The following is a 23,407-nucleotide window of genomic DNA, read 5'->3' on the forward strand; positions in this document are numbered from 1 at the left end:
TTTATTTAGAGATTTTAAACCATTTTGTAGTGTTAATATTATCTTCTATTTTTATATTTAGTTTTGTTAATTTATTTCTAATATTATCTGCTTTTTCCCAATTCTTTTCTTTTCTTGCTTTTTCTCGTGTTTTTAGTAAATATTTTATGTATTGATTGTTTTTATTGGTAAATAGATGTTTTGATTTTGTTTTATTGATGTGTATTTTAGGTATTACTAATCCTAGTAATGACATTAAATATCGTAGAGTTATTGCAAGATTTGGAGAATGTGTTTTATTAATGTCAGTTTTTAATTCAAATAAAATAGACAATACTTTTGGTGTATTAAAATCATTATTCATTGCTGTTTGGAATTTTTCAATCCAATGTTGATTTAATGTATTATGTTTTGTTGTTATATGTCTTAGACATTTATATAAATTATTTAGAGATGTTTTCGATTTTTGCAATTCTTTTTCATTGTAGGTTAAAGGACTTCTATAGTGACTGCTTAAAAAGAAATATCTGATAGTATTTGGATGGTATTTTTGTAAGATTTTTTGGATAGTTAAAGTATTTTTTATAGAGTTTGACATTTTTTTATTGTTTGTAGTTAACAGTCCAACATGAATCCAATAGTTAGATGGTATTTTGTTATTTATTGCTTCGCTTTGTGCTATTTCGTTTTCATGATGTGGAAATTGTAAATCTATTCCTCCTCCATGGATATCACATTGGGATCCTATTTCTTTCATAATCATTGTTGAGCATTCTATATGCCATCCAGGTCTTCCATTTCCCCATGGGGATGGCCAATTTGGTTCATTTTTTTTGGATTTTTTCCATAATGCGAAATCCAGTGGAGATTTTTTATTTTTTATAATATTTATTCTTGATCCAACAATGAGCTTTGAAATATTTTTTTTAGATAATTTTCCATATTCTTTGAAATTGCTTACTTTGAAGTATACATTTCCATCATGATCTGTATAAGCATATCCCTTTTTAATAAGTTTGTTTATTATGTTAATAATATTTTTTATATATTGACTAGCTCTTGGTTCCTTATTAGGTTTTATTAAATTTAAATTTTTAGTATCTTTTCGTAATTTTTTTATGTAATTATTTGTCAATTTATATATAGAAATATTTTTTTCTTTAGCTTTAGCAATAATTTTATCATCTATATCTGTTATATTACGTATGTAGTTTATAGTAAATCCTTTAAATTTTAAAAATCGAATAATTGTATCGAATACTATCATTGTTCTTGCATGTCCTAAGTGACAATGGTTATATACAGTTATGCCACAAACGTATATTTGTATTTTTTTAGGAGTAATTGGTTTAAATAGTTCTTTTTTATTTGTTAGAGAGTTATATAGATATAACATTAAGATGTTCCTTTTTGTATATTCCATTTGTTTTTGAGATCTACAATTCTGTGAAAAGTAGAGGTTTTGTTTAATTTTGTTTTTTTGACTTGATAATATCCTATTCTTTCAAATTGAAAGATTTCATTAATTGGTTGGTTTGTTAATGATGGTTCGCACCATCCAGTTTTTATTATCATTGAGTATGGATTTAAGAATTTTAAAAAGTTTTTTTCAGAATTGGGATTTTTGTTTATGAATAATTTGTTGTATTGAATGATATTAACTTTATGTGCATGTGCAATAGAAACCCAGTGAATAATTCCTTTATTTTTTTTATTGTGAATATTTTTTTTAAGAGAATTTTTATCATATGTACAGTGTAATTCAATTATTTCTCCATTTTTATCACGGATTATTTCTGTACAACGGATTGTATATGAATATTTTAATCGTACTTCATTTATCATTGATAAACGAAAATATTTTTTTGGTGGGTTTTCTATAAAGTCATTTTTTTCGATATATAATTCTTTACTGAACGGGATTATACGATCTTTTGTTAAACATTTTTTTTGTGGATAATATGTAGCGTTAAATTCTTCTATTTTATGATTCGGATAGTTTGTTATGATTATTTTTAATGGATTGATTACACAAAATGCTCTTTTTGCTATTTTATTTAGATCATTTCTTACATATTGTTCTAAAATTGAATAATCAATAATAGATTCGCTTTTAGAAATTCCTAGTGATTCGCAAAATTGTTTAATTGATGATGCTGGGTACCCCCTTTTTCTCATTCCACATATTGTGGGCAATCTAGGATCATTCCAACCTGAAACAATATTTTTTTCTATTAAAGATTTTATTTTTCTTTTGCTTGTTAAAGTATGAGTTAAAGAAAGTTTAGAGAATTCAATTTGGGTTGGTATAGACGATGTAATAGGTAGATTTTTTATAAACCAATTATATAGTTTTTTATGATCTTGAAATTCTAAAGTACATAATGAATGTGTAATATTTTCTATGGAATCTGATATTGGTTGTGCATAGTCGTACATAGGGTAAATACACCATTTTTTTTTAGTTTTTGGATGTGATGTATGACAAATTCTATACAGGATAGGATCTCTAAGGTTTATATTTGGAGATTTCATATTTATTTTTGCACGTAATACATGAGATCCATTAGGAAACTTTCCGGATTTCATCTGTAAGAATAAAGATAGATTTTCTGATATTGATCTGTTTCTGTAGGGACTATTAATACCTGGATAGTTTATAGTTCCTCTATATTTTTGTATTTCTTCTGAGTTTAAACTATCGACATATGCTTTTCCTGATTTAATTAAATGAATGGCGTATTTATATAGTTGATAGTAGTAATTTGAGGAATATTTTATTGAAAAGGATTTAAAACCCAACCATTTGATATCTTTTATTATATTCTTTGCAAATTCTGAAGTTTCTGTTTTAGGATTTGTGTCATCAAAACGTATATGGAATTTTCCTTTAAATTCTTTAGCAATATTAAAATTAAGAAATATAGATTTTGCATGACCAATATGTAGATAGCCATTAGGTTCCGGAGGAAATCTTGTTATTATTTTTTTATTTTTGTTTTTTAATAAATAGTTTTTAACTATTTGTTTGATAAAATTATTGTTATTGTTTTTTTTCATTGTTGATTTTATATCAATAAATTTTTGTAAATTTTATCATAAAAATTTTTGATTTTATAAAATAGATTGAATTTATATTATAAAAGTTTTTATTTTTTTATTTAGATATTTTATGGTTGTTTTATAGTAGTATTTGATTTGTTAAATTAACATATTTAAATTTAATAAAATAATTGTTATTTATTTTATTACTACTTATGTTCATAATACAAATATTAATATTTATGAATAAGAATATTTTGTTTTAAAAAAGATAAGTTTTGGTTAATATATTGTTTATTTAAATTAAGGAATTTAAATAAAACACCTAAAGAGATGGTAATAATTATTATATATTTAAATTTTATTTTTTCCTTTCTTTTTTTTTGATATTTTTTTCATTTATACTTATTAAGTATTTTTTATATAAAATAGTTTTATTAAAAAAAAGTTTTTTGTTTATCTTTAATAGGATTTTATTTTAAAGTATTGTGAAAGTTTTATTATTTTATTATGAAAACTTTGTTTTTGGATGGGAAAAAAGTTTTAAATAATTATTTATCAAATATTGAGTGGAATATAAAGAAAATGAGATATGGGAAAATTAATTTCCCAGGATTAGCTATAGTAATGGTTGGAAATTGCGAATCTTCTAAAATTTATGTCCAAAATAAATGTAAAATTTTTTCTAAAATTGGGATCGATTTTTATATTTTTAATAATCCATCTGATATTGCAGAAAAAGAATTAATTGAATTAATTAAAGATTTAAATAATAATAAGAATTTTTGTGGAATTTTAATTCAATTTCCTTTGCCTAAAGAGATAAATATTAATAATGTTATAGAATCTATTAATCCTTTTAAAGATGTTGATGGATTTCACCCCTATAATATAGGGAAATTAATACAAAATAATCCTTTGTTTAGGCCTTGTGTCGGTTTTGGTATTATTAGTTTATTAAATTATTATAAAATTTCTATTAGAAAACAATATGTTGTAGTTGTTGGATCTTCTATTACTGTTGGCAGGCCTATTGTTTTAGAGTTTTTAAATTCTGGAGCTACGGTTACTGTATGTAATAGATTAACATTGAATTTAAAAGATTATGTTAAAAAAGCTGATATTGTTGTTTTAGCTACTGGTGTTATTAATGTAATATCTGTTGATTGGTTATGTTCTAATCAAATAATTATTGATGTTGGTATTCATAGGTTGAGGGATGGAAAGCTAAGGGGGGATATTGATTTTAATGCTGTGAATGGAAAAGTTTCTTGGATTACTCCTGTTCCTGGAGGTGTTGGACCTATGACAATATTAAGTTTATTGCAGAATATTTTACTTTCATTAAAAATTTTAGGTTTTTAGTAAGAAATTTTATAAAATTATTTTATAATGATTTTTAATTTTAAGATTTTTTAAAAAAAAAGTTTATGAGAATTTTTCCTATAAAATCTTTACAAGATAATTATATCTGGGTCGGGATAGATAAAAAAAATAATGTTTTTTGCGTTGATCCAGGAGATTCTGATTATCTTTTATCTTATGTTAGGAAAAATAACTTTAAAATAAGTGCTATTTTAATTACTCATGCACATATTGATCATATTTTTGGAGTTAAAAAGATAATTTGTTATTATCCTAATGTATTGGTTTTTGGTCCAAAAGATAAAGAATTGTTTGTAGTAAATTGTTCGGTAATGGAAGGTGATGTGTTAAATGTTTTTGATTGGAAATTTTTTGTAATGGAAACCCCTGGTCATACTGCTACTCATGTTAGTTATTATGAATGTAATCAACGGTGGTTGTTTTGTGGAGATACTTTATTTTCTGGAGGTTGCGGAAAAGTATATAATGATAATGAATCTTATTTAGAACTTTATTTTTCACTGATGAGATTGGTTCTATTACCAGAAGATACTAAAGTGTTTTGTGCTCATGAGTATACATTGAATAATTTACGTTTTGCTTATGAATTGGAATCTGATAATGTTTATATTTATAAATATTATAGGTTTTTATTAAAAAATAATATGTATTGCACATTACCGTCTACATTAAGAATAGAAAAAAAGATTAATCCATTTTTACGTATACAAACGAATATTATGAATAAATATTTTTCTAAATTTATTGGTAGTGGTAGTAGCAATATGTCTATTGAAGATGTATTATTTATATTTAAATACATTAGATTAAAGAAAGATAGTTTTTATTAATTTTTAATAATTTTATATTTTTATATGGATAGAATTTATCCATATTTTTAATTCATTGAAAATTTTATAATTGGTTAGATTTGTGTTTATTGGTGTAATAGAAATATAATTATTTTTAATAGCATAAAAATCTGTTCCAGGACCAGTGTCGGATTTTAGTCCAGGTAAGCCAATCCAATATATTTTATTTCCTCTTGGATCATAATCTTTAATTAAAGATTTTGGATAATGACGTGTTCCTAATCTAGATATTTTTATTCCTTTTATTTTATTTAACGGAATATTTGGAACATTTATATTTAGTATTGTTTTTGGTGGGAAAATATTTTCGTATAAATTGGTTACTAATTGACGTGCAATAATAGCAGCTACATTATAATAATAAATATTATCATTTTTGTTTTTTGATATTGATAATGAAATTGCTGGAAGTTTTAGATATCTTCCTTCCATAGCTGCAGCGATAGTTCCGGAATATATGATATCATCCCCTAAATTAGGTTGATCATTGATTCCTGATATTACAATATCAAATTTTTTATTAATTAATCCTGTAAGACCTAGATGAACACAATCAACTGGTGTGCCAGTTACACTGTAATAATTATTTTTTAATTTATTAATTTTTAAAGGTTTTGTGAGAGTTAAAGCATTACTATATCCACTGCAATTTCGATCTGGTGCTATAACAATAGTTTCTGCTATAAGTGACATTTCTTTTCTAAGAAATTTAATTCCTGGAGAATATATTCCGTCATCGTTACTTATTAATATTTTCATAAGATATTTTTAATATTAATGGTTTTATAAAAAATATTTTTTTTAATAGGATTGTATTTCTATTTTTTTTAAATAGTTTTATTTGTTCAAATTTATAATAAATTCTAAAAATTTAAATGATCTAAATTTGAGATTACATATATATTATCATATAATTATTTAGAAAATTTTAATAGTTTTTTAAAAGTTTTATTTTAAATAAAAATATTAATTTTTATAAATTTTGGTTTTAATTTTTTTATTTTAATGATTATGTTAAATTATAGAATAACATACAATAAATATAGTGATGAATTAGTACTTGAAACTTCTATGGAAAGAGAAATGTTACTTTGTATTCCTTGGTTAAATAAAGGAACTGCATTTACCAATGAAGAGCGTCGTATATTTTCTTTATTTGGAAATCTTCCTAACAGAGTTGAAACCTTAAAAGAACAAGTAAGAAGAGCTTATTTGCAATATTCAAATTATAAAAGTAATATTCAAAAGTATATTTATTTAAATAATTTACGTAATGAAAATTATGTTCTTTTTTATAAATTGTTATCTTGTTATTTAAATGAAATGATAAATATAATTTATACTCCAAATATTAGTTTGGCTGTAGAAAATTTTAATTATGAATTTCGCAGAGGAAATGGTTTATATATTTCTTTTGAAGATATTAATAGGCTAGATGTGATTTTAAATAATACTTTATATTCTAATATAGATATTATTGTTGTTACAGATGGTGAGTGTGTTCTTGGAATAGGAGATCAAGGGATAGGTGGGATAGAAATATCTATAGCGAAACTGATAATTTATACTGTTTGTGGTGGGATTAATCCTAATCGTATATTGCCTGTATTTTTAGATGTTGGTACAAATAATGTTAATTTATTAAATAATATTTTTTATTTAGGATATAGACATTTGCGTGTATCGGTAGAAGACTATAACAGTTTTATTTGTTGTTTTATTGATAAGGTAAAAAAATATTTTCCAAAGGTTTTTTTACATTTAGAAGATTTAAGTAGTATTAATGGAAATTTTATTTTAAATAAATTTAAAAAAGATATATGTGTTTTTAATGATGATATCCAAGGAACTGGTGCGGTTACTTTAGCAGCTTTATTATCTGCTTTAGATATTACTAATCAAAAATTAGAAGATCAGCGTATTGTTATTTTTGGCGCTGGATCTGCTGGAATCGGTATAAGTAATCAAATTGTTGATGCAATGTTACGTTTAGGTTTTACTAGGGAAAAAGCATTTTCATGTTTATGGCTTATAGATAAACAAGGTTTATTAATAGATTCTGATATTTCATTGAAGGCTTTTCAAAAACCTTATGCTCGTAAAATTTATGAAATTTCGAAATGGCCTTGTTTTGTTCAAAATAATCTTTCATTATTAAATGTTATACGTATGATACATCCTACTATTTTAATTGGGACATCTGGACAATATGGAGCTTTTTCCGAAAAAATTATTAGGTCTTTATGTTCATATATGCAAGATAGTTTTCCTATTATATTTGCTTTATCAAATCCAATTGAAAAAATTGAAGCATATCCGGAAAATATAATAAAGTGGAGTTGTGGTAGGGCAGTTGTAGCTACAGGAACATTTTTCCCGAAAGTTTGTTATAAAAATAGATTGCTGGAAATTACTCAATGTAATAATGCTGTGATTTTTCCTGGTATAGGATTGGGAATTTCTTCTGTAAAAGCAAGAAGATTATCTGAAAATATGATTTGGTCAGCAATACAAGTGTTAAGAAGATATTCTCCTTCTAAAATTGATATTTCTTTATCTTTGTTACCATATTTGGATAAAATTCAGTTTATATCTAAAAAAATAGCTGTTTCTGTAGCTGAAACTGCTATTATTGAAAATATTGCTGGAATTGATATTATTGATTCTGACATAGAGAAAGTTGTAGAAAATTCATTTTGGGTACCTAATTATCTTCCTTATAAAAAATATGTATAAGTTAATAAATAATTTGAAATACATTGAATATGAAGGATTATTTTGTTTTTTTCTTTTAAAGAAAAATAAAATTGATATGTTATAAATAAAGTAGATAAAGTATTAAATTTATTAGAAAGATTGTATTATGTAGGTGTATTAATGGGTTTATTTTTTTTAAGTTGAATGAAAATGTAGAAATGTTTGATTTAAAATCAATAATAGAATATGGGTATAAAAAACGAAAATTATTATTGTCTTCTGACAAATTTTTTAATCAAATAGTTAAAGCAATAGATGATGTAGTTTTTGGATTAAATAATGGAAAATATAGGGTTGCTGAAAAAAAATTTGGAAAATGGATTGTTAATTCTTGGGTTAAAAAAGCTATTTTTCTTTATTTTAAGTTGAATAAAAATTCAATTATTGATTGTAAGTATTGTAAATACTATGATAAATTTTCATTTCGTTTTTTAAAATTTTCAGAGAAAGAGTTTAGTGAAAGAAATATTCGTGTTGTTCCACATGCTGTTATACGTAATGGAGTTTTTATTGGAAATAATTCAGTTTTAATGCCTTGTTTTATTAATATTGGAGCTTATATTGGAAAAGGAACTATGATTGATACATGGGCAACTATTGGTTCTTGTGCTCAAATTGGTGATAATGTTCATATATCCGGAGGGGCTGGTATAGGTGGTGTGTTAGAACCTATACAAGATAGTCCTACTATTATTGAAGATAATTGTTTTATAGGTGCAAGGTCAGAGATAGTGGAAGGAGTTATTGTAGAGAGTTATTCGGTTATTTCTATGGGAGTTTTTATTGGAAAGAGTACTAAAATTTATAATCGATTAACTGGATCTATTAGTTATGGTCGCATACCGTGTGGATCTGTTGTAGTTCCAGGTAGTATTCCTAGTAGAGATGGAAATTATAGTTTATCATGTGCTGTAATCGTAAAAAAGGTGGATAAAAAGACTTTTTGTAAAGTGAAAATTAATGATATTTTACGTAATGGGATTTGATATTTTATGAGTATAAATAACAATATTAAGATAATTTTAGAAAAATTGATAAGTTTTCCTTCTGTTACTCCGTATGATATGGGATGTCAAAATTATATTATGAATTATTTAAGATGTATAGGATTTAGTTGTTATCAATTTAATAATTTTCCTGTTTCTAATTTTTTTGCGTTTATTGGTAAATCTTCTCCTATGTTGGTATTTGCAGGTCATACTGATGTGGTTTCTGTTGGGGATGAGAATCAATGGATATATTTTCCTTTTTGTTTAAAAGAGAAAAATGGAATGTTTTATGGTCGTGGTGTTGCTGATATGAAAGGAGCTATTGCTTCTATGATGGTTGCAGTTAAAAGATTTATTGATTCTTTTTCAACATTTAATGGTAGTATAGGATTTTTAATTACTAGTGGTGAGGAAGGAGATCAATTTCATTTAGGTACTTCATATGCTATGAAAAGGTTAAAATTAAATGGAATTATTCCTGATTTTTGTATTGTCGGGGAACCATCTAGTAATAATGTTGTAGGAGATTGTATTAAAGTAGGTCACCGTGGTTCGTTGAATGGAGAATTAATATTAAAAGGAATACAAGGTCATGTTGCATATCCAAATCATTCTTTAAATATAATACATCAGTTAAATTCAATTTTATTTGAGTTGTCTAATAAAAAGTTTGATGAATGCTGTGATAAATTTTTTCCAAAAACTTCTTTTCAGGCTACATATATTAAGGTTGATGAAGGATATAATCGTGGTAATAATGTTTTACCAGGAAGTTTAGTACTTAATTTTAATTTTCGTTTTTCGAGTCAACAAAATTTTCAGTCATTGAAAAAGATATTATTGTTATGTTTAGATAAAAGAAATATATGTTATTCGATTAAGTGGAAATTTAATACTAGACCATTGTTATTAAAACGTAAATTTTTGTTGGATATTGGTATTCAATCAATAAAAGAAGTAACAAATAATTTTCCTTATATTTCTACTTGTGGTGGTGTTTCTGATTCTAGATTTATAGCATGCTATGGTGTAGATACTATAGAGCTAGGATTAGTTAATAAAACTATTCATCAAGTCAATGAAAGAGTTTCTGTATCAAGTTTAGGGAAGTTGGTTTCTATATATTTTACTATTATAAAACGTATTTTATTGAAATAAAATAATTAAAAAATGGGATTTTATTGTATTATTTAATAAATTGTTTTTATTTTTATTTTTAAAAAGATTGCGGTACAGTAAATTTAGGATGATTGTTTTTTAAAGTTTTAAAATAAAATCTTTATGGCTAAGTTTAATGTTTGTATTTATAACTTTTAATTTTTATTCATTATTTTTATTAGATATATTTATTTTATTTAGTTATTTGATTTTGTTTTATGAGTCTAATATAGAGTTTTTTTTTAAAAAAATGTATTTTGATTGGTTTTTATTTTAAGATTTTTATTTTAGTTTTTTTGTTTATAGAAGATTACAATGTATTGTTATAAAGATATTTTATGATATTATTTGATACTGTTTTTGTTGTTAGTTTATCAGTTTCAAAGATTATATCAGATAATTTTATATATATTGGTTCTCTTTCTTTTTTTAAGATTTTTAGTTGATTTTTTATATTTTTTGCTCTTAGTAATGGATGTTTACTGTCTTTTTTAGTTCTTTCATATTGTTCTTGTAAGGAAGTTTTTAGATATATTACAGTTCCTCTTGAAGTTAATGCATATTGATTTTCTGTTATTGTGACAGATCCTTCTCCTGTTGCTAGTACTATATTAGTTTTTTTTGTTAATTCTTCTATAATTTTTTTTTCTCTTTTTCTAAATCCATCTATTCCTTCTATATCAAGAATCCAAGATATATCAGCTCCTGTTCTTTTTTTAAGAACAGTATCAGAATCATAAAATTCAAATTTTAATTCTTTTGCTAAAATTTTTCCTATTGTGCTTTTCCCCGATCCAATTGGTCCTATTAGAAATATATTTCTGATTTTAATAGAAATATTCATTATATAAATATAATTTTAATTATTGATTAAGTTGTTTCTATTATACCTGAAAAATATGAAAATATTTTATAAATTATTTATTTTTAAAAAAAAAGTATTTTTAGTAAAAATGAATTTTAAAGTTTATTTTGTTAAATAAGATAGAGTGTTTTTTATCTTTAGTGAACAAATAAAATTAAAAATTAATAAACTTAAAATTATATTAATTATAATTAATGGGTTTTATTGATGCTTCTTATTGATTGTTGATTTTATTATATTATATTTTAATATATTTCAAAATTTTTTTAAAAATTTCTTCTTTTTCTTTGTTTGCATTTATTTTATAAAATTTTGGAAAATTTGAAAAATTTATTTTTTTCCAGTTATTATAATATTTTATAATGGGTTTTGTATTAATATAGTATGAATATAACCTATTTTTAATTGAATTTTCTTGATCATCTTCTCTATGTATTAATGGTTCTCCTGTAATATCATCGATTCCATAAGTTTTAGGAGGATTGAAGTTTATATGATAAATTCTTCCTGAAGATGGATGGATTCTTCTACCTGAAATACGTTTTATTAGTACTTTTTCTGGAATTTGAAGTTCTATAATAAAATTTATAAGAATGTTTTTTTTTTTTAATGAGTGCGCTTGATTTATTGTTCTTGGAAATCCGTCAAATAAAAGTCCATTTTTATTTTTAGAATTTTTAATATGTTTCATGATCATATTAATAATAAAGTTGTCTGGTAATAATTTTCCTTTTTTTATTAAATTAAAATCATTATTTTTAATATTCAGTAGTTTTATATTTGATCTTAATATATTTCCGGTAGAGATATGTAATAAATTAAAATGGTTGGCTATCATATTACCTTGAGTGCTTTTCCCAGATCCAGGAAATCCTAATAATATTATATTCATAGTGTTGTTATTGTTTATTTTGAGATAAAATGTCTATATTTATCAAATATTGTGAATGTATATAAAATCAATTTTTTTAATGTACAAAATAGGTATTTATTAAATTGTATATTTTGATATAGGAAAAAGCAATATAAAGTGTTTTAAAATAGGAAGGTAATGTGTAGTTTTAAGATATTTGATTGATTTGATGATTTTATATAAATATCATTTAATTTTAATGTAGTTTTAGAGAATTTTATTAGGGATTATATGTTATTTTATTAGTTATTAAGAATAGGATTAAAAAGTATTTTATTCAATTATAAATAAATGAATGTTATGGTTTTTGATATTGAGACTGTTCCTGATATTGAATTGGGTAAAAGGATTTATGGTTTGAATGGTCTTTCAAATGAGAACGTATTTTTGGCACTTTGTGCGTTAAGAAAAACTAGTGTCGGCCATAGTTTTTTTCCTCATTTTTTACAAAAAATTATTGTTATTTCTGTATTATTTAAATATGATGATTATGTTAAAGTGTGGTCTTTAGGTTCTATACAGTCCAATGAAAAAGAATTATTAAAAAGATTTTTTTTTGGTATTGAAAAATATGTTCCTATTTTAGTTAGTTGGAATGGTTGTAGGTTTGATTTACCAGTAATTCATTATCGTTCTTTATTACATAAAGTTTCATCTCGTATTTATTGGGAAATAGGAAGTTGTAGAAGAGAATTTCGGTGGAATAATTATTTAAATAGATTTCATTATCGACATATTGATTTAATGGATATATTATCTGCATATCAAAATGTGGCTTTTACATCTTTAGATATTATTTCTTCCATGTTAGGATTTCCTGGTAAGATTAAAATGAGTGGAGAAAAGGTTTGGGATGTTTTTAATTCTGGTAATATCAAAGATATTAGAAATTATTGTGAAATTGATGTGTTAAATACATATTGTATTTATTTACGTTTTGAATTAATACGTGGAATTTTAACTGAGAGTGAATATGAATATTCCATGAAGAGTTTATTTTTTTATTTAAGAAAGGAAAAAAATAGGGATCATTTAAAAGATTTTTTAGATCTTATGAATTTTAAGTAAAAGAATAATATTCATGATTATGAATAATATGGTTTTTAATATAGATTGATTGTTTATTAACAATAAAATTATCAATATGTTTTATTAATCCAGTAGTTAATTATTTTATTTATTTCTTGATTACTAATTATGGGTCCATGTATTCTTGTGATTTTTTTTTGCGGAGATAAGTAAAGCATGTCTCCTTTTCCTAATAGTTGTTCGGCTCCCTGTTGGTCTAAGATAATATAAGAATCGATTTTTGAAGAGACTTGAAAAGCTATACGTGCTGGGATATTAGCTTTGATAATTCCTGTCAATATATTTACTGATGGTCGTTGTGTAGATATTATAAAATGTATTCCAGATGCTCTAGATTTTTGTGCTATGTATACAATTAATGATTCTATGTTTTTTTTTTCTGTTAAAATTATGTCGGCTAGTTCGTCAATAATTATTATTATATATGGAAGATTGTTTTGTATATTTTGGTTTTGAATGCAATATTTCTTGTTTTTTGAATTATATTTTTTGATTTTAGAATTTTTTTTATTAAATTCTTCTATATTACGTACTTTTAAAGTATTCATTAAATGAAAACGTTTTTTCATTTCTTTAATAATCCAATTAAGAGTTGTTGATACTTTTTTTGCTTCTGTTATTACTGGCATTAATAGATGTGGTATTTGATTATATGTAGATAATTCAATTATTTTAGGATCGATCATGATAAATTGAACTTGTTTAGGAGTGGATTTTAAAAGAATACTGAGAATCATAGAATGTATATTCATTGATTTTCCTGATCCAGTTGTTCCTGCAATTAGGATATGAGGCATTTCTTTTAAATCAATAGTAACAGGATTACCAATTGTATTTACTCCTAATCCTATGGTAATTGGAGAATATGATTCTTGATATTCTTTTGAAAGTAAGATATCAGAAAGTTTTATAGTATTTTGTATTTTATTTGGTAATTCTAAACCTATGGTAGTTTTTTTTGGGATGGATTCAATAATTTTTATTGATGTTACTGATAGTAATCTTGCCAAGTCTTTTGATAAGGATAGTATTGTTCTTATTTTTGTACCAGAATATAATTGAAGTTCAAATCTTGTTATAATTGGTCCTTGTTGTATATTAACTACATTAGCTTTAATACTAAATTGCAATAAGGTATTTTTAATTTTTTCTGCAATATATTTATTATCGTTTTTTATGTATTTATTTGAATTATTTTGTTTTTTATTTTTTATAGGAATGATGTTAGATAAATTTATTGTTTTTCTTTTTGTATAATTTTTACAGTGTTTTTCAAAAATTGGGTTTAATTTTGAATTATTATTATTATTATGTATTTTTATTAATTTATTTTGTTTAATAATAAAATTAGTATTTTTATTGATAATATTTTTTTTTGTATATTCAAGTTGTTCTTTTTTTTTAATAAAAAAAAATATTTTTATTTTTTTAAAAGTCCATTTTATTATTTTGGATAAAATATATAGAGTTTTTTTTATTAGGTGAGTCCAAGAAATTTTAGTGATAAAATTTATGCTAATTAAAAATATTGTTGTAAGTATGAGTATGGTTCCTTCTTTATTAAAAAGCATTTCTAGATTATTTAAGATAAATTTTCCTAATATTCCGTTTTTATGATAAGTAAGATCATTATTTTGATTTTGGAAATTTAAAGTTAATATACTATTTCCACTAATTATAAATAGAAAAAATCCTATATTTTTTATATATATATCAGTATGATGGATTTTAATATCTTTATGATTATAAATTAATAAATTAAATGTTATATATAATATCCAAATTGGAATAAAAAAAGAAAAATATCCAAAGAGATAATATAATATATTTGCTATGTGTAATCCTACAATGCCACAGTAATTAGATATTTTTTTATAGTTTTCTTTATTCAGAATATATTTTTTCATATTGTTGTTAATGTTATAGGAATATAAGGATATTAAAATAAATATTGATGACATAATTGTCAAAAGTAAGTAAGTTTCTTTTAAATATTTTTTTAAAAGGTTTTTTTTAGGATTTACTTCAACGTTATTTGGAGAATGAAGTTTATGTTTTTCCATAATTGTAAATTTTATAAAAAAATGATATATGTATTTATTATATTCTATATAATATATTTATTTGTGATTTAATAAAAATATGAATTAATTATGAATAGTTTTGTTAATAAATATTCATTGGTTATAATTGGTTCTGGTCCTGCTGGTTATACTGCAGCTATATATGCTGCTCGTGCTAATTTAAATCCAATTGTTATTGCAGGAGATCAACCAGGAGGTCAGTTAACTACTACAACATCTGTTGATAATTGGCCTGGAAATATTAGTAAATTTCATGGTCCAGAATTAATGGAAAATATAAAACGCCATGTATTACAGTTGAATGTGAATATTGTTTATGATAGAGTCACTAATGTAAATTTAAAGGGTAGACCATTTTTTTTAAAAGGGGAAAAGAATGTTTATTTTTGTGATGCTTTAATTATTGCTACAGGTTCTTCTCATAGATTTTTAGGTATAAGTTCAGAAAAAAAATATTTAGGGCATGGTGTATCTTTTTGTGCCACATGTGATGGATATTTTTTTCGTAATAAAAGAGTTTGTGTTGTTGGAGGGGGGAATACAGCAGTGGAAGAAGCATTATATTTATCGAATATTGTTGATCATGTGATTTTAATTCATAGAAAGAATGTGTTACGTGCTGAGTTTGTTTTGCAGAATAAATTATTTAAAAAGGTTGATGATGGTAAAATAGAAATATTGTGGAATCATACAGTAATTGATATTTTAGGAGATGGATCTACAGTTAATGGAATAACTGCATATGATTTAAAGAATCAGAATTCTAAATTTTTAGATGTTAATGGTGTTTTTATTGCTATAGGTTTTACACCAAATACGAATATATTTAAAGATCAATTGTTAATTGATAAAAATGGATATATTGTTGTTAATTTTTTTAAAACTAATGATATTAATTATTGTACTAATAATAGTGATGTAATGGCTACATCCACATCTGTTTCTGGAGTGTTTGCTTGTGGTGATGTTATGGATCCTATATATAGACAAGCAATTACAGCTTCTGGGTTTGGTTCTATGGCTGCTTTAGATGCAGAAAGGTATTTTAGTTTATATTTTTCAAAAAAGAGGTAATAGAATTTTATTTGTTTTTCAATAAAATATTATAATATTTTGGTTATAAAAGTTTTGTTTAGTTAATTTATTAATTTATAGGTTTGTAATAATTGTGTTTTTCTATATTATTTTTTAGTTGACTTTTTAAAAAATGAAGAGTTGATTTTGTATATGATTAAATGATTGTTATGTTGAAATCATATGAATAAATATGTACATTATAACAATGTTTGTTTAATATTTTATATATTAAATTTTACATAATTATTATATTCGTTTATTTAATATTAGGAATAATATTAATATATTATTTTTTAATAAAAATTTGTAATGTTATTGTTTTTTATTATTAAGGTTAGTTAATAACAATTAATTATCTATTAAATTTTTTTTATGAAATTGTTTTTTGACATATTTTATATAAGTTTATATTAATAGTTGATATAGTTGTTTTTAAAGTTTAGTGGTTCAAAGGTTTTATGAAATTAGGTTATTTTTGTGCGCTACTATAATAATAGTTTTTGTTATATTTATAAAGAAAAAATTAAGAATTTTGTTAATTGCTCAGATTTATTGTTTTTTTTGTTGTTTTTTTTAATTTGTTTTTTATTTATTATAGCTGGGAAGCAAATGGTATATCCATATAAGGTAGGTCAGAAATTAACGATTTCTCTTTCTTTATTTAAGTTGCCATTATATTCATTACGTACTGTATTGCGTATGTTTATTGCTTTAATATTATCAATTTTATTTACCTTTATATTTGGAACTTTTGCTGCAAAAAGTAATAAAGCCGAAAAGATTATTATACCATTAATTGATATATTACAGTCGGTACCTGTGTTAAGTTTTATATCTATCACTGTTAATAGTTTTATTTATTTATTTCCAGGATGTTTACTTGGTGCAGAGTTTGCTTCTATTTTTGCTATTTTTACAGCTCAAGTTTGGAATATTGTTCTTGGATTTTATCAGTCATTAAGATTATTACCTAATGATTTAAAAGAAGTAGCAGAAATTTTTCAACTTTCGGCTTGGCAAAAATTTTGGAAGATAGAGGTTCCATTTTCTATTTCAAATTTGTTATGGAATATAATGATTTCTATGTCATCTAGTTGGTTTTTTGTTGTGGTATCAGAAGCAATTTCTATTGCTCATTATAGTATTCATTTACCTGGAATTGGTTCTTATATTGCATTGGCAATTGAATATCGCGATTTACTGGCTGTTTGTTATTCTATTTTTGCTATGATTATTATTATTTTTCTTTATGATCAAATTTTATTTAGACCATTAATTGTTTGGTCAGAAAAATTTAAAATTAAACAATGTATTAATGAAGATGAATATAAGTCATGGTTAATTAATTTAATGAGAAGTGGAGTATTAATAAAGATAATATACAAGAAAATATGTATATTTAGGGATAATTTTATTAATACTTATTGGATTAAAAAAATATGTATAAAAAAATTTAATTTTATTAGGTATTTATGTTTGAAACAAATTAATTGGTTATTAAATTTTTTTATTTTGATTTTTATAGGAACAATTATTTGTATACTAATTAAATTTGTTTTGATGAAATTTAATTTAATAGAAATTTTTCATGTTTGTTTGCTTGGTGCAATAACTAGTGTTCGAGTTTTGGTTTTGATTATAATAAGTTCTTTGATTTGGATACCTGTTGGTGTTTATATTGGATTAAATCCAAAATTTTCTCAGAAAATTCAGCCTGTTATTCAATTTGTTTCTTCTATTCCTGCAAATTTATTTTATCCATTATTTGTCATTGTTATTGTTTATTTTCATTTAAATATTGAAATATTTTTGACTCCTTTAATGATTCTTGGAATGCAATGGTACATACTATTTAATGTTATTGCTGGAGCTAGTAATATTCCTAGTGATCTTCGTTTGGTTGCAGATAATTTTAATCTTACAGGTTGGAAGTGGTGGAGACGTTTAGTACTTCCTAGTATATTTCCGTTTTATATTACCGGAGCTGTGACTGCTTCTGGAGGAGCTTGGAATGCTAGTGTTGTTTCAGAGTATGTAAGTTGGGGAAATATTGTTTTAAAAGCAAGTGGATTAGGTGGATATATTCAAACAAACATAATAGATAATAATTTTCCTAAAGTTATTTTAGGGACAATTGTGATGTGTATTTATGTTTTGATGTTTAATCATTTAATTTGGAAACCACTTTATCGTTTAGCCAGAAATCGTTTTTGTTTATTTTAAAATAAAAATATATGATTTATAATTCAGAATTGTCATCAAAAGTTATTATTTCTTTAGAAAAATGCTCTAAAGTTTTTAAAAAAGGGTTCAGAAAAGATTTGTTGGTATTTGATGAAATAAGTTTTCAATTAAAAGATAAAGAAATTGTTACTATTCTTGGAAAGTCAGGATCTGGAAAATCTACTTTGTTACGTATTATTGCTGGTTTAATACCTCCTTCTTCTGGAAAAGTAATATATCGTGGAAAAGAAATTTTTGGACCAGTTCCTGGTATTGCTATGGTTTTTCAATCTTTTGCTTTAATGCCTTGGTTAACTGTTTTAGAAAACGTAGAATTGGGATTAGAGGCTCAAGGTGTTTCTAAAAAGGAAAGACGTATTCGTTCCATTGAAACTATTGATATTATTGGTTTAGATGGGTTTGAGTCAGCATTCCCAAAGGAATTGTCTGGAGGTATGTGTCAGAGAGTTGGATTGGCTAGGGCATTGGTTGTTGATCCTGATGTTTTACTTATGGATGAGCCTTTTTCTGCTTTGGATGTTTTAACAGCTGAAAATTTAAAATCAGATTTATTAAGATTACTGGAGCAAAAGAAAACTAATATAAATGCAATATTATTGGTTACTCATAATATTGAAGAAGCGGTTATGCTTTCTGATCGTATTATAATTTTTGGTAGTGATCCTGGATATATTTCTGCGGAGGTTGAAGTTAATTTATTGAAACCTAGAAATCCTAATAAATCTGAATTTAGAGATTTTGTGGATCATGTTTATAGATTAATGACAACTGAACCAAGGTATCAGTCTAAATGTACTAAAAATAAGAAGCAGATTAATTTATGGTATCGTTTGCCAGATGTTGATCCAGCGGAATTATCTGGTTTAATTGAAACTATGAAATTTTTTAAAGGAAATATTGAATTATTAGATTTGGCAGATGAGTTAATGATGGATATTGATGATTTATTTCCCATTTTAGAAAGTTTGACTATATTAGGATTTGCTGATGTATCTGATGGAAAAATTAAACTAAGCATTTTAGGTGTACAATTTTCAAATGCTGATTTGCAAGGTCGTAAACGAATATTTTCTTGTTGTTTATTGGAAAAAGTATTTTTAGCTCGTTATATACGTTATGTACTGGATCAAAAATATGATCATCAAGTTTCAGAGGAATATTTTTTAAATAAACTTGAGTATTATTTAGATGAAAAAGAATCTAAGAGAGTTTTACATACAATGATAGATTGGGCTAGATATGCTGAAATTTTTGCTTATGATTTTAATACAGGTATTCTGAGTTTAGAAAATCCTGGTATTAAGGAAAAATAGATTTTAATTAAGATATTTATTTAGTATATGTTATGTGCATATTGAGTTGATAATTAATCATAAAGATGGATTTTGATAAATGTTATTATTTTTACGTGCATTTTTTATATAGGAGTTTTATTTTTTTTATAAAAAAGTTTTGTATAAATGTGTTTTATTAATTCTTTTTTTAATTCAATTAATTTTTTATGAAAAAAATGTCCTGTTTTTTTAAATGAAATTATTGGTATAGGAGGGGAAAATTGTTGAGAAAATTTTTTTGTTGTTGATATTGGTATTATATGATCTTGATTACCTTGAAAAATTATCCAAGATATTTTTTTAATGTTTTTATTATAATCAAAATGGTAATGATTAATAGGAGGAGCTATAGTTATTAGTAATGTGTTTTTAAAATGCAAAGCTGTTTTATAGGCTACATAAGATCCAAAAGAAAATCCTGAAAATAAAAATTTAAATTTTTTATTTTTATTTTTTAATAAGTTTACAAGACTTAGCATGTCTTGTGTTTCTCCGTATCCTTTATCATATTTTCCTTCTGATTTTCCTACTCCTCTAAAATTAAATGTTGCACTGGGTATTCCTAAAGTATTAAAGGAATTTGCTATGGTTGTAACGATTTTATTATACATATTTCCTCCTTTTAATGGGTGAGGATGTCCTATTATTACAATATATTTTTTTTTATTTATTCTGCAGGGGATTTGTATTATTCCTTCTAAGTAACCTGAATTTCCTTTAAACATAAAAAAATGTTTGTTTAGTTGATTTTTTTTTAGTTTATCAATAATCATATGCAAATTTTATATAGGATAAAGTTTTGATTACTATTTTAGTAATTTTATCATATAGGTAAAATAAAATTTATTATATTGTTAAATAGTTTTTGTAGAAAAAATATGTTATATATTTTATAATTAGTTTACTTTTTATGAATATTTTGTAATTGAAATGAAAGTTTTTTCTAAAATTTTAAAATGGATAGAATTTCGTGATTCTTTGTCTTGTTATAAGTCTTTAGGTTTTATTCCTACAATGGGGAATTTACATGATGGACACTTTTCTTTATTTAAAAAAAGTCAGGAAGAAAATGATTTGACTATTGTTAGTATATTTGTAAATCCTATTCAATTTGAATCTGATAAAGAATATATAAATTATCCTCGTACATTAAAAAATGATTTGAGTAGTTTGATTGATTTAAAAGTTGATTTTTGTTTGCTTCCTAAAAATAATGATATTTATTCAAGTAGAGATCATTACAAAATACAAGAAAATTTTTTTTCAAATAGAATGGAAGGTTTAATAAGGTCTAATTATGTAACAGGTATGCTTACTATAATTATGAAATTATTAAATATAATAAAGCCAAATAAAATTTATTTTGGTGAGAAAGATTATCAACAATACAATTTAGTATTAAATATGATTAATGCGTTTTTTATTAATGTTGATGTTATAGTTTGTCCTACGATTAGAGAAAAAAGTGGATTAGCTTGCAGTTCTCGTAATAGTTTTTTAACTGAAGAGGAACGACATAAAGCTAATTTATTTTCTTACATATTTTTAAATGAAAAAAATTTAGTAAATATTAAAAAAAAACTTAATGAAAATGGAATACATATAGAATATTTAGAAGAATATGATTCTAGACGTTTTATAGCAGTTAAGATAGGAAAAGTACGTTTAATTGATAATTATTTAATAGATAAGTAATATATAGGTTTTCTTACAAAAGAATAAGATTTTTTCTTTCTTTTTTTTTACGATTTAGTATAATACAAAATTAAAATGTGTATTTGTTAATACAAATATATTGTAAGGGATATTGTTTATGTATATAAAGATATTAGATGATAAAAATTTTGATAATGAATTAATGAATTCAAGTGGTTTTTTTTTAGTAGATTTTTGGGCAGATTGGTGTAATCCTTGTATGGTATTATTTCCTATATTAGAGGAGTTATCTATAGAGTATAAGGGTATTATCCTTTTTGGGAAAATTAATGTTGATTCTAATTTAGACATACCTAAGAGGTATAATGTGATGAGTATTCCTACCTTGATTTTGTTTAAAGATGGTATTTTGGTTGACAGAAAAATTGGAAGTGCTAGTAAATTAGATATTTTGAATTTTATTGATTTAAATAGATAAAAATAATATTTGTAATATAAAAAGTTTTACATATTTTTGTACTAATTTTTGTGTAAAGTTAAATATGATGATTTTTAGATTAAATTGCTATTTAATTGTGAGAGGCCATTATTTTTTTAAGAGTTTTATAGAAATATTCAATTTCTGTTTTAGTTCTCATTTCTGTTGCGCAAGTTAATATACAATTCTTTAGTTCTGGATAATGTTGTTCTACTTTGTATCCTCCAAATATTCCATATTTTTCTAGATCTGATAGTATTTTTTCTACTGCATAATATTTATGTTTTACTTTAATTAATGCCTCATGAAAAAATGGTGTTTTAAAAAGTAGTGTTATACCTTTTATTTTTATAAGTTTTTGTATTAAATTTTTTGTTTTTTCATGACATTCGATAGCTATATTATTTAACCCTTTTGATCCTAAAACACTTAAATAAATTGTTGCAGCTATAGCTAATAGATTTTGATTTGTACATATATTAGATGTTGCTTTTTCTCTTCTTATATGTTGTTCTCTGGTTTGTAGAACCAGAGTAAATCCTATTTTCCCATTTTTATCAGTGGTTTTTCCTACAATTTTTCCAGGCATTTGTCTGACATATTTCATTTTGGTTCCAAAGAATCCAAAGTATGGACCTCCATAGAACATGGGACAACCAAGTGGTTGTCCTTCTCCACATGTTATTGTAACTCCATTTTTACCCCATGTACCTGGTGGAGTAAGTATTGCTAAAGATAATGGATTTACACAAGCTATGCTAATTATATTATTTTGATTTGCCCAGTATGTTAATTCATCTACTGGTTCAAGGCAACCAAAGAAATTAGGTTGTGTAATTACTATTGCAGTAATATTTTTACTTTTATATTTATTTAATTCAGATAAATTTGTTATTCCTGTTTGTTGATTAAATGGTATGTAGATAATTTTTATTTTTTGATGATTATTTAGAATAGTTTTTAAAGTGTATTTATACAATGGATGTAAAGAGTTAGGAATTAATATTATTTTTTTTTCTTTGGTAATTTCGTTTATGTTATTAGAATTTTTAATTCGTATTGCCATGAATATTGCTTCTGCTAATGCAGTTGATCCATCATACATAGATGAATTGGATATTTCCATTTTAGTTAATTCTGATATCATACTTTGATATTCGTAAAGTATTTGTAATGTTCCTTGACTGGCTTCTGGTTGATATGGTGTGTAGGAAGTTAAAAATTCACTTCTAGATGCTATATCCCATACAATGGATGGAATAAAGTGTTCATAACTTCCTGCTCCAATAAAACAAATTCCTTTTTTATTTTTTTTTGCTAATTTACTTGCTATTTTTAGCATACTTATTTCGTTGATCTTTTTCGGAATATTTTTAAAATTATTTGAAAATAGAAATGGTGGTATTTCTCTAAATAATTCTTTGATTTTTTTAATTCCAATTGTGGATAACATAGAATTTACGTCTGATTTTGTATGTGGTATATATGGCATAATTTTTAATTAT

Annotated in this window: 19 protein-coding genes; 11 read left to right on the plus strand and 8 right to left on the minus strand. The window is 23.9% G+C overall.

Features of this window, described 5'->3' with window-relative positions; all coding sequences use genetic code 11:
• Position 1: 1 nt before the first annotated feature.
• Both cysS and RQL38_RS01745 read right to left on the minus strand, forming a co-directional pair.
• Entirely contained in the window at positions 2–1,375 is a 1,374-nt protein-coding gene (gene cysS, locus RQL38_RS01740) for a cysteine--tRNA ligase (RefSeq protein WP_338521316.1), read from the minus strand.
• Positions 1,375–3,039: a glutamine--tRNA ligase/YqeY domain fusion protein gene (locus RQL38_RS01745; protein ID WP_338521317.1), complete on the minus strand. Its 1,665-nt coding sequence runs from the start codon at positions 3,037–3,039 to the stop codon at positions 1,375–1,377. Before RQL38_RS01745 ends, cysS begins: the two co-directional genes overlap by 1 nt.
• Before the next feature lie 492 nt (positions 3,040–3,531).
• Between RQL38_RS01745 and RQL38_RS01750 the strand changes: the two genes are divergently transcribed.
• The gene (locus RQL38_RS01750) at positions 3,532–4,386 is read left to right on the plus strand and encodes a bifunctional 5,10-methylenetetrahydrofolate dehydrogenase/5,10-methenyltetrahydrofolate cyclohydrolase (RefSeq protein ID WP_338521318.1); all 855 of its coding nucleotides are present in this window, start codon (positions 3,532–3,534) and stop codon (positions 4,384–4,386) included.
• A gap of 65 nt (positions 4,387–4,451) precedes the next feature.
• A complete protein-coding gene (gene gloB / locus RQL38_RS01755; protein ID WP_338521319.1) occupies positions 4,452–5,237 on the plus strand; it encodes a hydroxyacylglutathione hydrolase in 786 nt (261 codons plus the stop codon).
• A gap of 12 nt (positions 5,238–5,249) precedes the next feature.
• On the opposite strand, the gene surE is transcribed toward gloB, so the two are convergent.
• Positions 5,250–6,017: a 5'/3'-nucleotidase SurE gene (gene surE / locus RQL38_RS01760; protein ID WP_338521320.1), complete on the minus strand. Its 768-nt coding sequence runs from the start codon at positions 6,015–6,017 to the stop codon at positions 5,250–5,252.
• Between the two features lie 252 nt (positions 6,018–6,269).
• Here surE and RQL38_RS01765 point away from each other — a divergent pair, with 252 nt between their 5' ends.
• From RQL38_RS01765 to dapE, 3 genes are all read left to right on the plus strand, one after another.
• On the plus strand, positions 6,270–7,994 hold the full coding sequence (locus RQL38_RS01765; RefSeq protein ID WP_338521321.1) for an NAD-dependent malic enzyme: 1,725 nt from the start codon (positions 6,270–6,272) through the stop codon (positions 7,992–7,994).
• Positions 7,995–8,173: 179 nt separating this feature from the next.
• Positions 8,174–9,001: a 2,3,4,5-tetrahydropyridine-2,6-dicarboxylate N-succinyltransferase gene (gene dapD / locus RQL38_RS01770; protein ID WP_338522002.1), complete on the plus strand. Its 828-nt coding sequence runs from the start codon at positions 8,174–8,176 to the stop codon at positions 8,999–9,001.
• 6 nt (positions 9,002–9,007) lie between these two features.
• On the plus strand, positions 9,008–10,162 hold the full coding sequence (dapE, locus tag RQL38_RS01775; protein WP_338521322.1) for a succinyl-diaminopimelate desuccinylase: 1,155 nt from the start codon (positions 9,008–9,010) through the stop codon (positions 10,160–10,162).
• A gap of 310 nt (positions 10,163–10,472) precedes the next feature.
• Here dapE and aroK read toward each other — a convergent pair whose 3' ends face one another.
• Together aroK and RQL38_RS01785 are read right to left on the minus strand one after the other, a co-directional pair.
• Positions 10,473–11,006: a shikimate kinase AroK gene (gene aroK, locus RQL38_RS01780; RefSeq protein ID WP_338521323.1), complete on the minus strand. Its 534-nt coding sequence runs from the start codon at positions 11,004–11,006 to the stop codon at positions 10,473–10,475.
• 259 nt (positions 11,007–11,265) lie between these two features.
• Positions 11,266–11,919, minus strand: a complete 654-nt coding sequence (locus RQL38_RS01785; protein WP_338521324.1) for a nucleoside monophosphate kinase — start codon at positions 11,917–11,919, stop codon at positions 11,266–11,268.
• 312 nt (positions 11,920–12,231) lie between these two features.
• Between RQL38_RS01785 and RQL38_RS01790 the strand changes: the two genes are divergently transcribed.
• The gene (locus tag RQL38_RS01790; RefSeq protein ID WP_338521325.1) at positions 12,232–13,008 is read left to right on the plus strand and encodes a 3'-5' exonuclease; all 777 of its coding nucleotides are present in this window, start codon (positions 12,232–12,234) and stop codon (positions 13,006–13,008) included.
• 71 nt (positions 13,009–13,079) lie between these two features.
• On the opposite strand, the gene RQL38_RS01795 is transcribed toward RQL38_RS01790, so the two are convergent.
• Positions 13,080–15,092 (minus strand): DNA translocase FtsK, encoded by a 2,013-nt coding sequence (locus RQL38_RS01795; protein ID WP_338521326.1) that lies wholly within the window; start codon positions 15,090–15,092, stop codon positions 13,080–13,082.
• Between the two features lie 90 nt (positions 15,093–15,182).
• Between RQL38_RS01795 and trxB the strand changes: the two genes are divergently transcribed.
• The 3 genes from trxB to RQL38_RS01810 all read left to right on the plus strand — a co-directional run bounded on the left by trxB (position 15,183) and on the right by RQL38_RS01810 (position 19,747).
• Positions 15,183–16,187 (plus strand): thioredoxin-disulfide reductase, encoded by a 1,005-nt coding sequence (gene trxB, locus RQL38_RS01800; RefSeq protein ID WP_338521327.1) that lies wholly within the window; start codon positions 15,183–15,185, stop codon positions 16,185–16,187.
• 612 nt (positions 16,188–16,799) lie between these two features.
• A complete protein-coding gene (locus RQL38_RS01805) occupies positions 16,800–18,413 on the plus strand; it encodes an ABC transporter permease (RefSeq protein WP_338522004.1) in 1,614 nt (537 codons plus the stop codon).
• Between the two features lie 11 nt (positions 18,414–18,424).
• Positions 18,425–19,747: a nitrate/sulfonate/bicarbonate ABC transporter ATP-binding protein gene (locus RQL38_RS01810; RefSeq protein ID WP_338521328.1), complete on the plus strand. Its 1,323-nt coding sequence runs from the start codon at positions 18,425–18,427 to the stop codon at positions 19,745–19,747.
• 104 nt (positions 19,748–19,851) lie between these two features.
• Here the strand turns inward: RQL38_RS01810 and RQL38_RS01815 are convergent, their stop codons facing one another.
• Positions 19,852–20,541, minus strand: a complete 690-nt coding sequence (locus RQL38_RS01815; protein WP_338521329.1) for a hypothetical protein — start codon at positions 20,539–20,541, stop codon at positions 19,852–19,854.
• A 157-nt stretch (positions 20,542–20,698) separates the two neighbouring features.
• Here RQL38_RS01815 and RQL38_RS01820 point away from each other — a divergent pair, with 157 nt between their 5' ends.
• Both RQL38_RS01820 and trxA read left to right on the plus strand, forming a co-directional pair.
• Positions 20,699–21,463, plus strand: a complete 765-nt coding sequence (locus RQL38_RS01820; RefSeq protein ID WP_338521331.1) for a pantoate--beta-alanine ligase — start codon at positions 20,699–20,701, stop codon at positions 21,461–21,463.
• A 118-nt stretch (positions 21,464–21,581) separates the two neighbouring features.
• Positions 21,582–21,902, plus strand: coding sequence for a thioredoxin (trxA, locus tag RQL38_RS01825; protein WP_338521333.1), 321 nt, complete (start codon positions 21,582–21,584; stop codon positions 21,900–21,902).
• Between the two features lie 91 nt (positions 21,903–21,993).
• Here the strand turns inward: trxA and gcvPA are convergent, their stop codons facing one another.
• Complete coding sequence (gene gcvPA, locus RQL38_RS01830; RefSeq protein WP_338521335.1) at positions 21,994–23,394, minus strand: aminomethyl-transferring glycine dehydrogenase subunit GcvPA; 1,401 nt, start codon at positions 23,392–23,394, stop codon at positions 21,994–21,996.
• Positions 23,395–23,407: the final 13 nt, after the last annotated feature.

Source organism: Candidatus Legionella polyplacis (assembly GCF_037013735.1).
GTDB classification, from domain to species: Bacteria; Pseudomonadota; Gammaproteobacteria; order Legionellales; family Legionellaceae; genus Legionella_E; species Legionella_E polyplacis_A.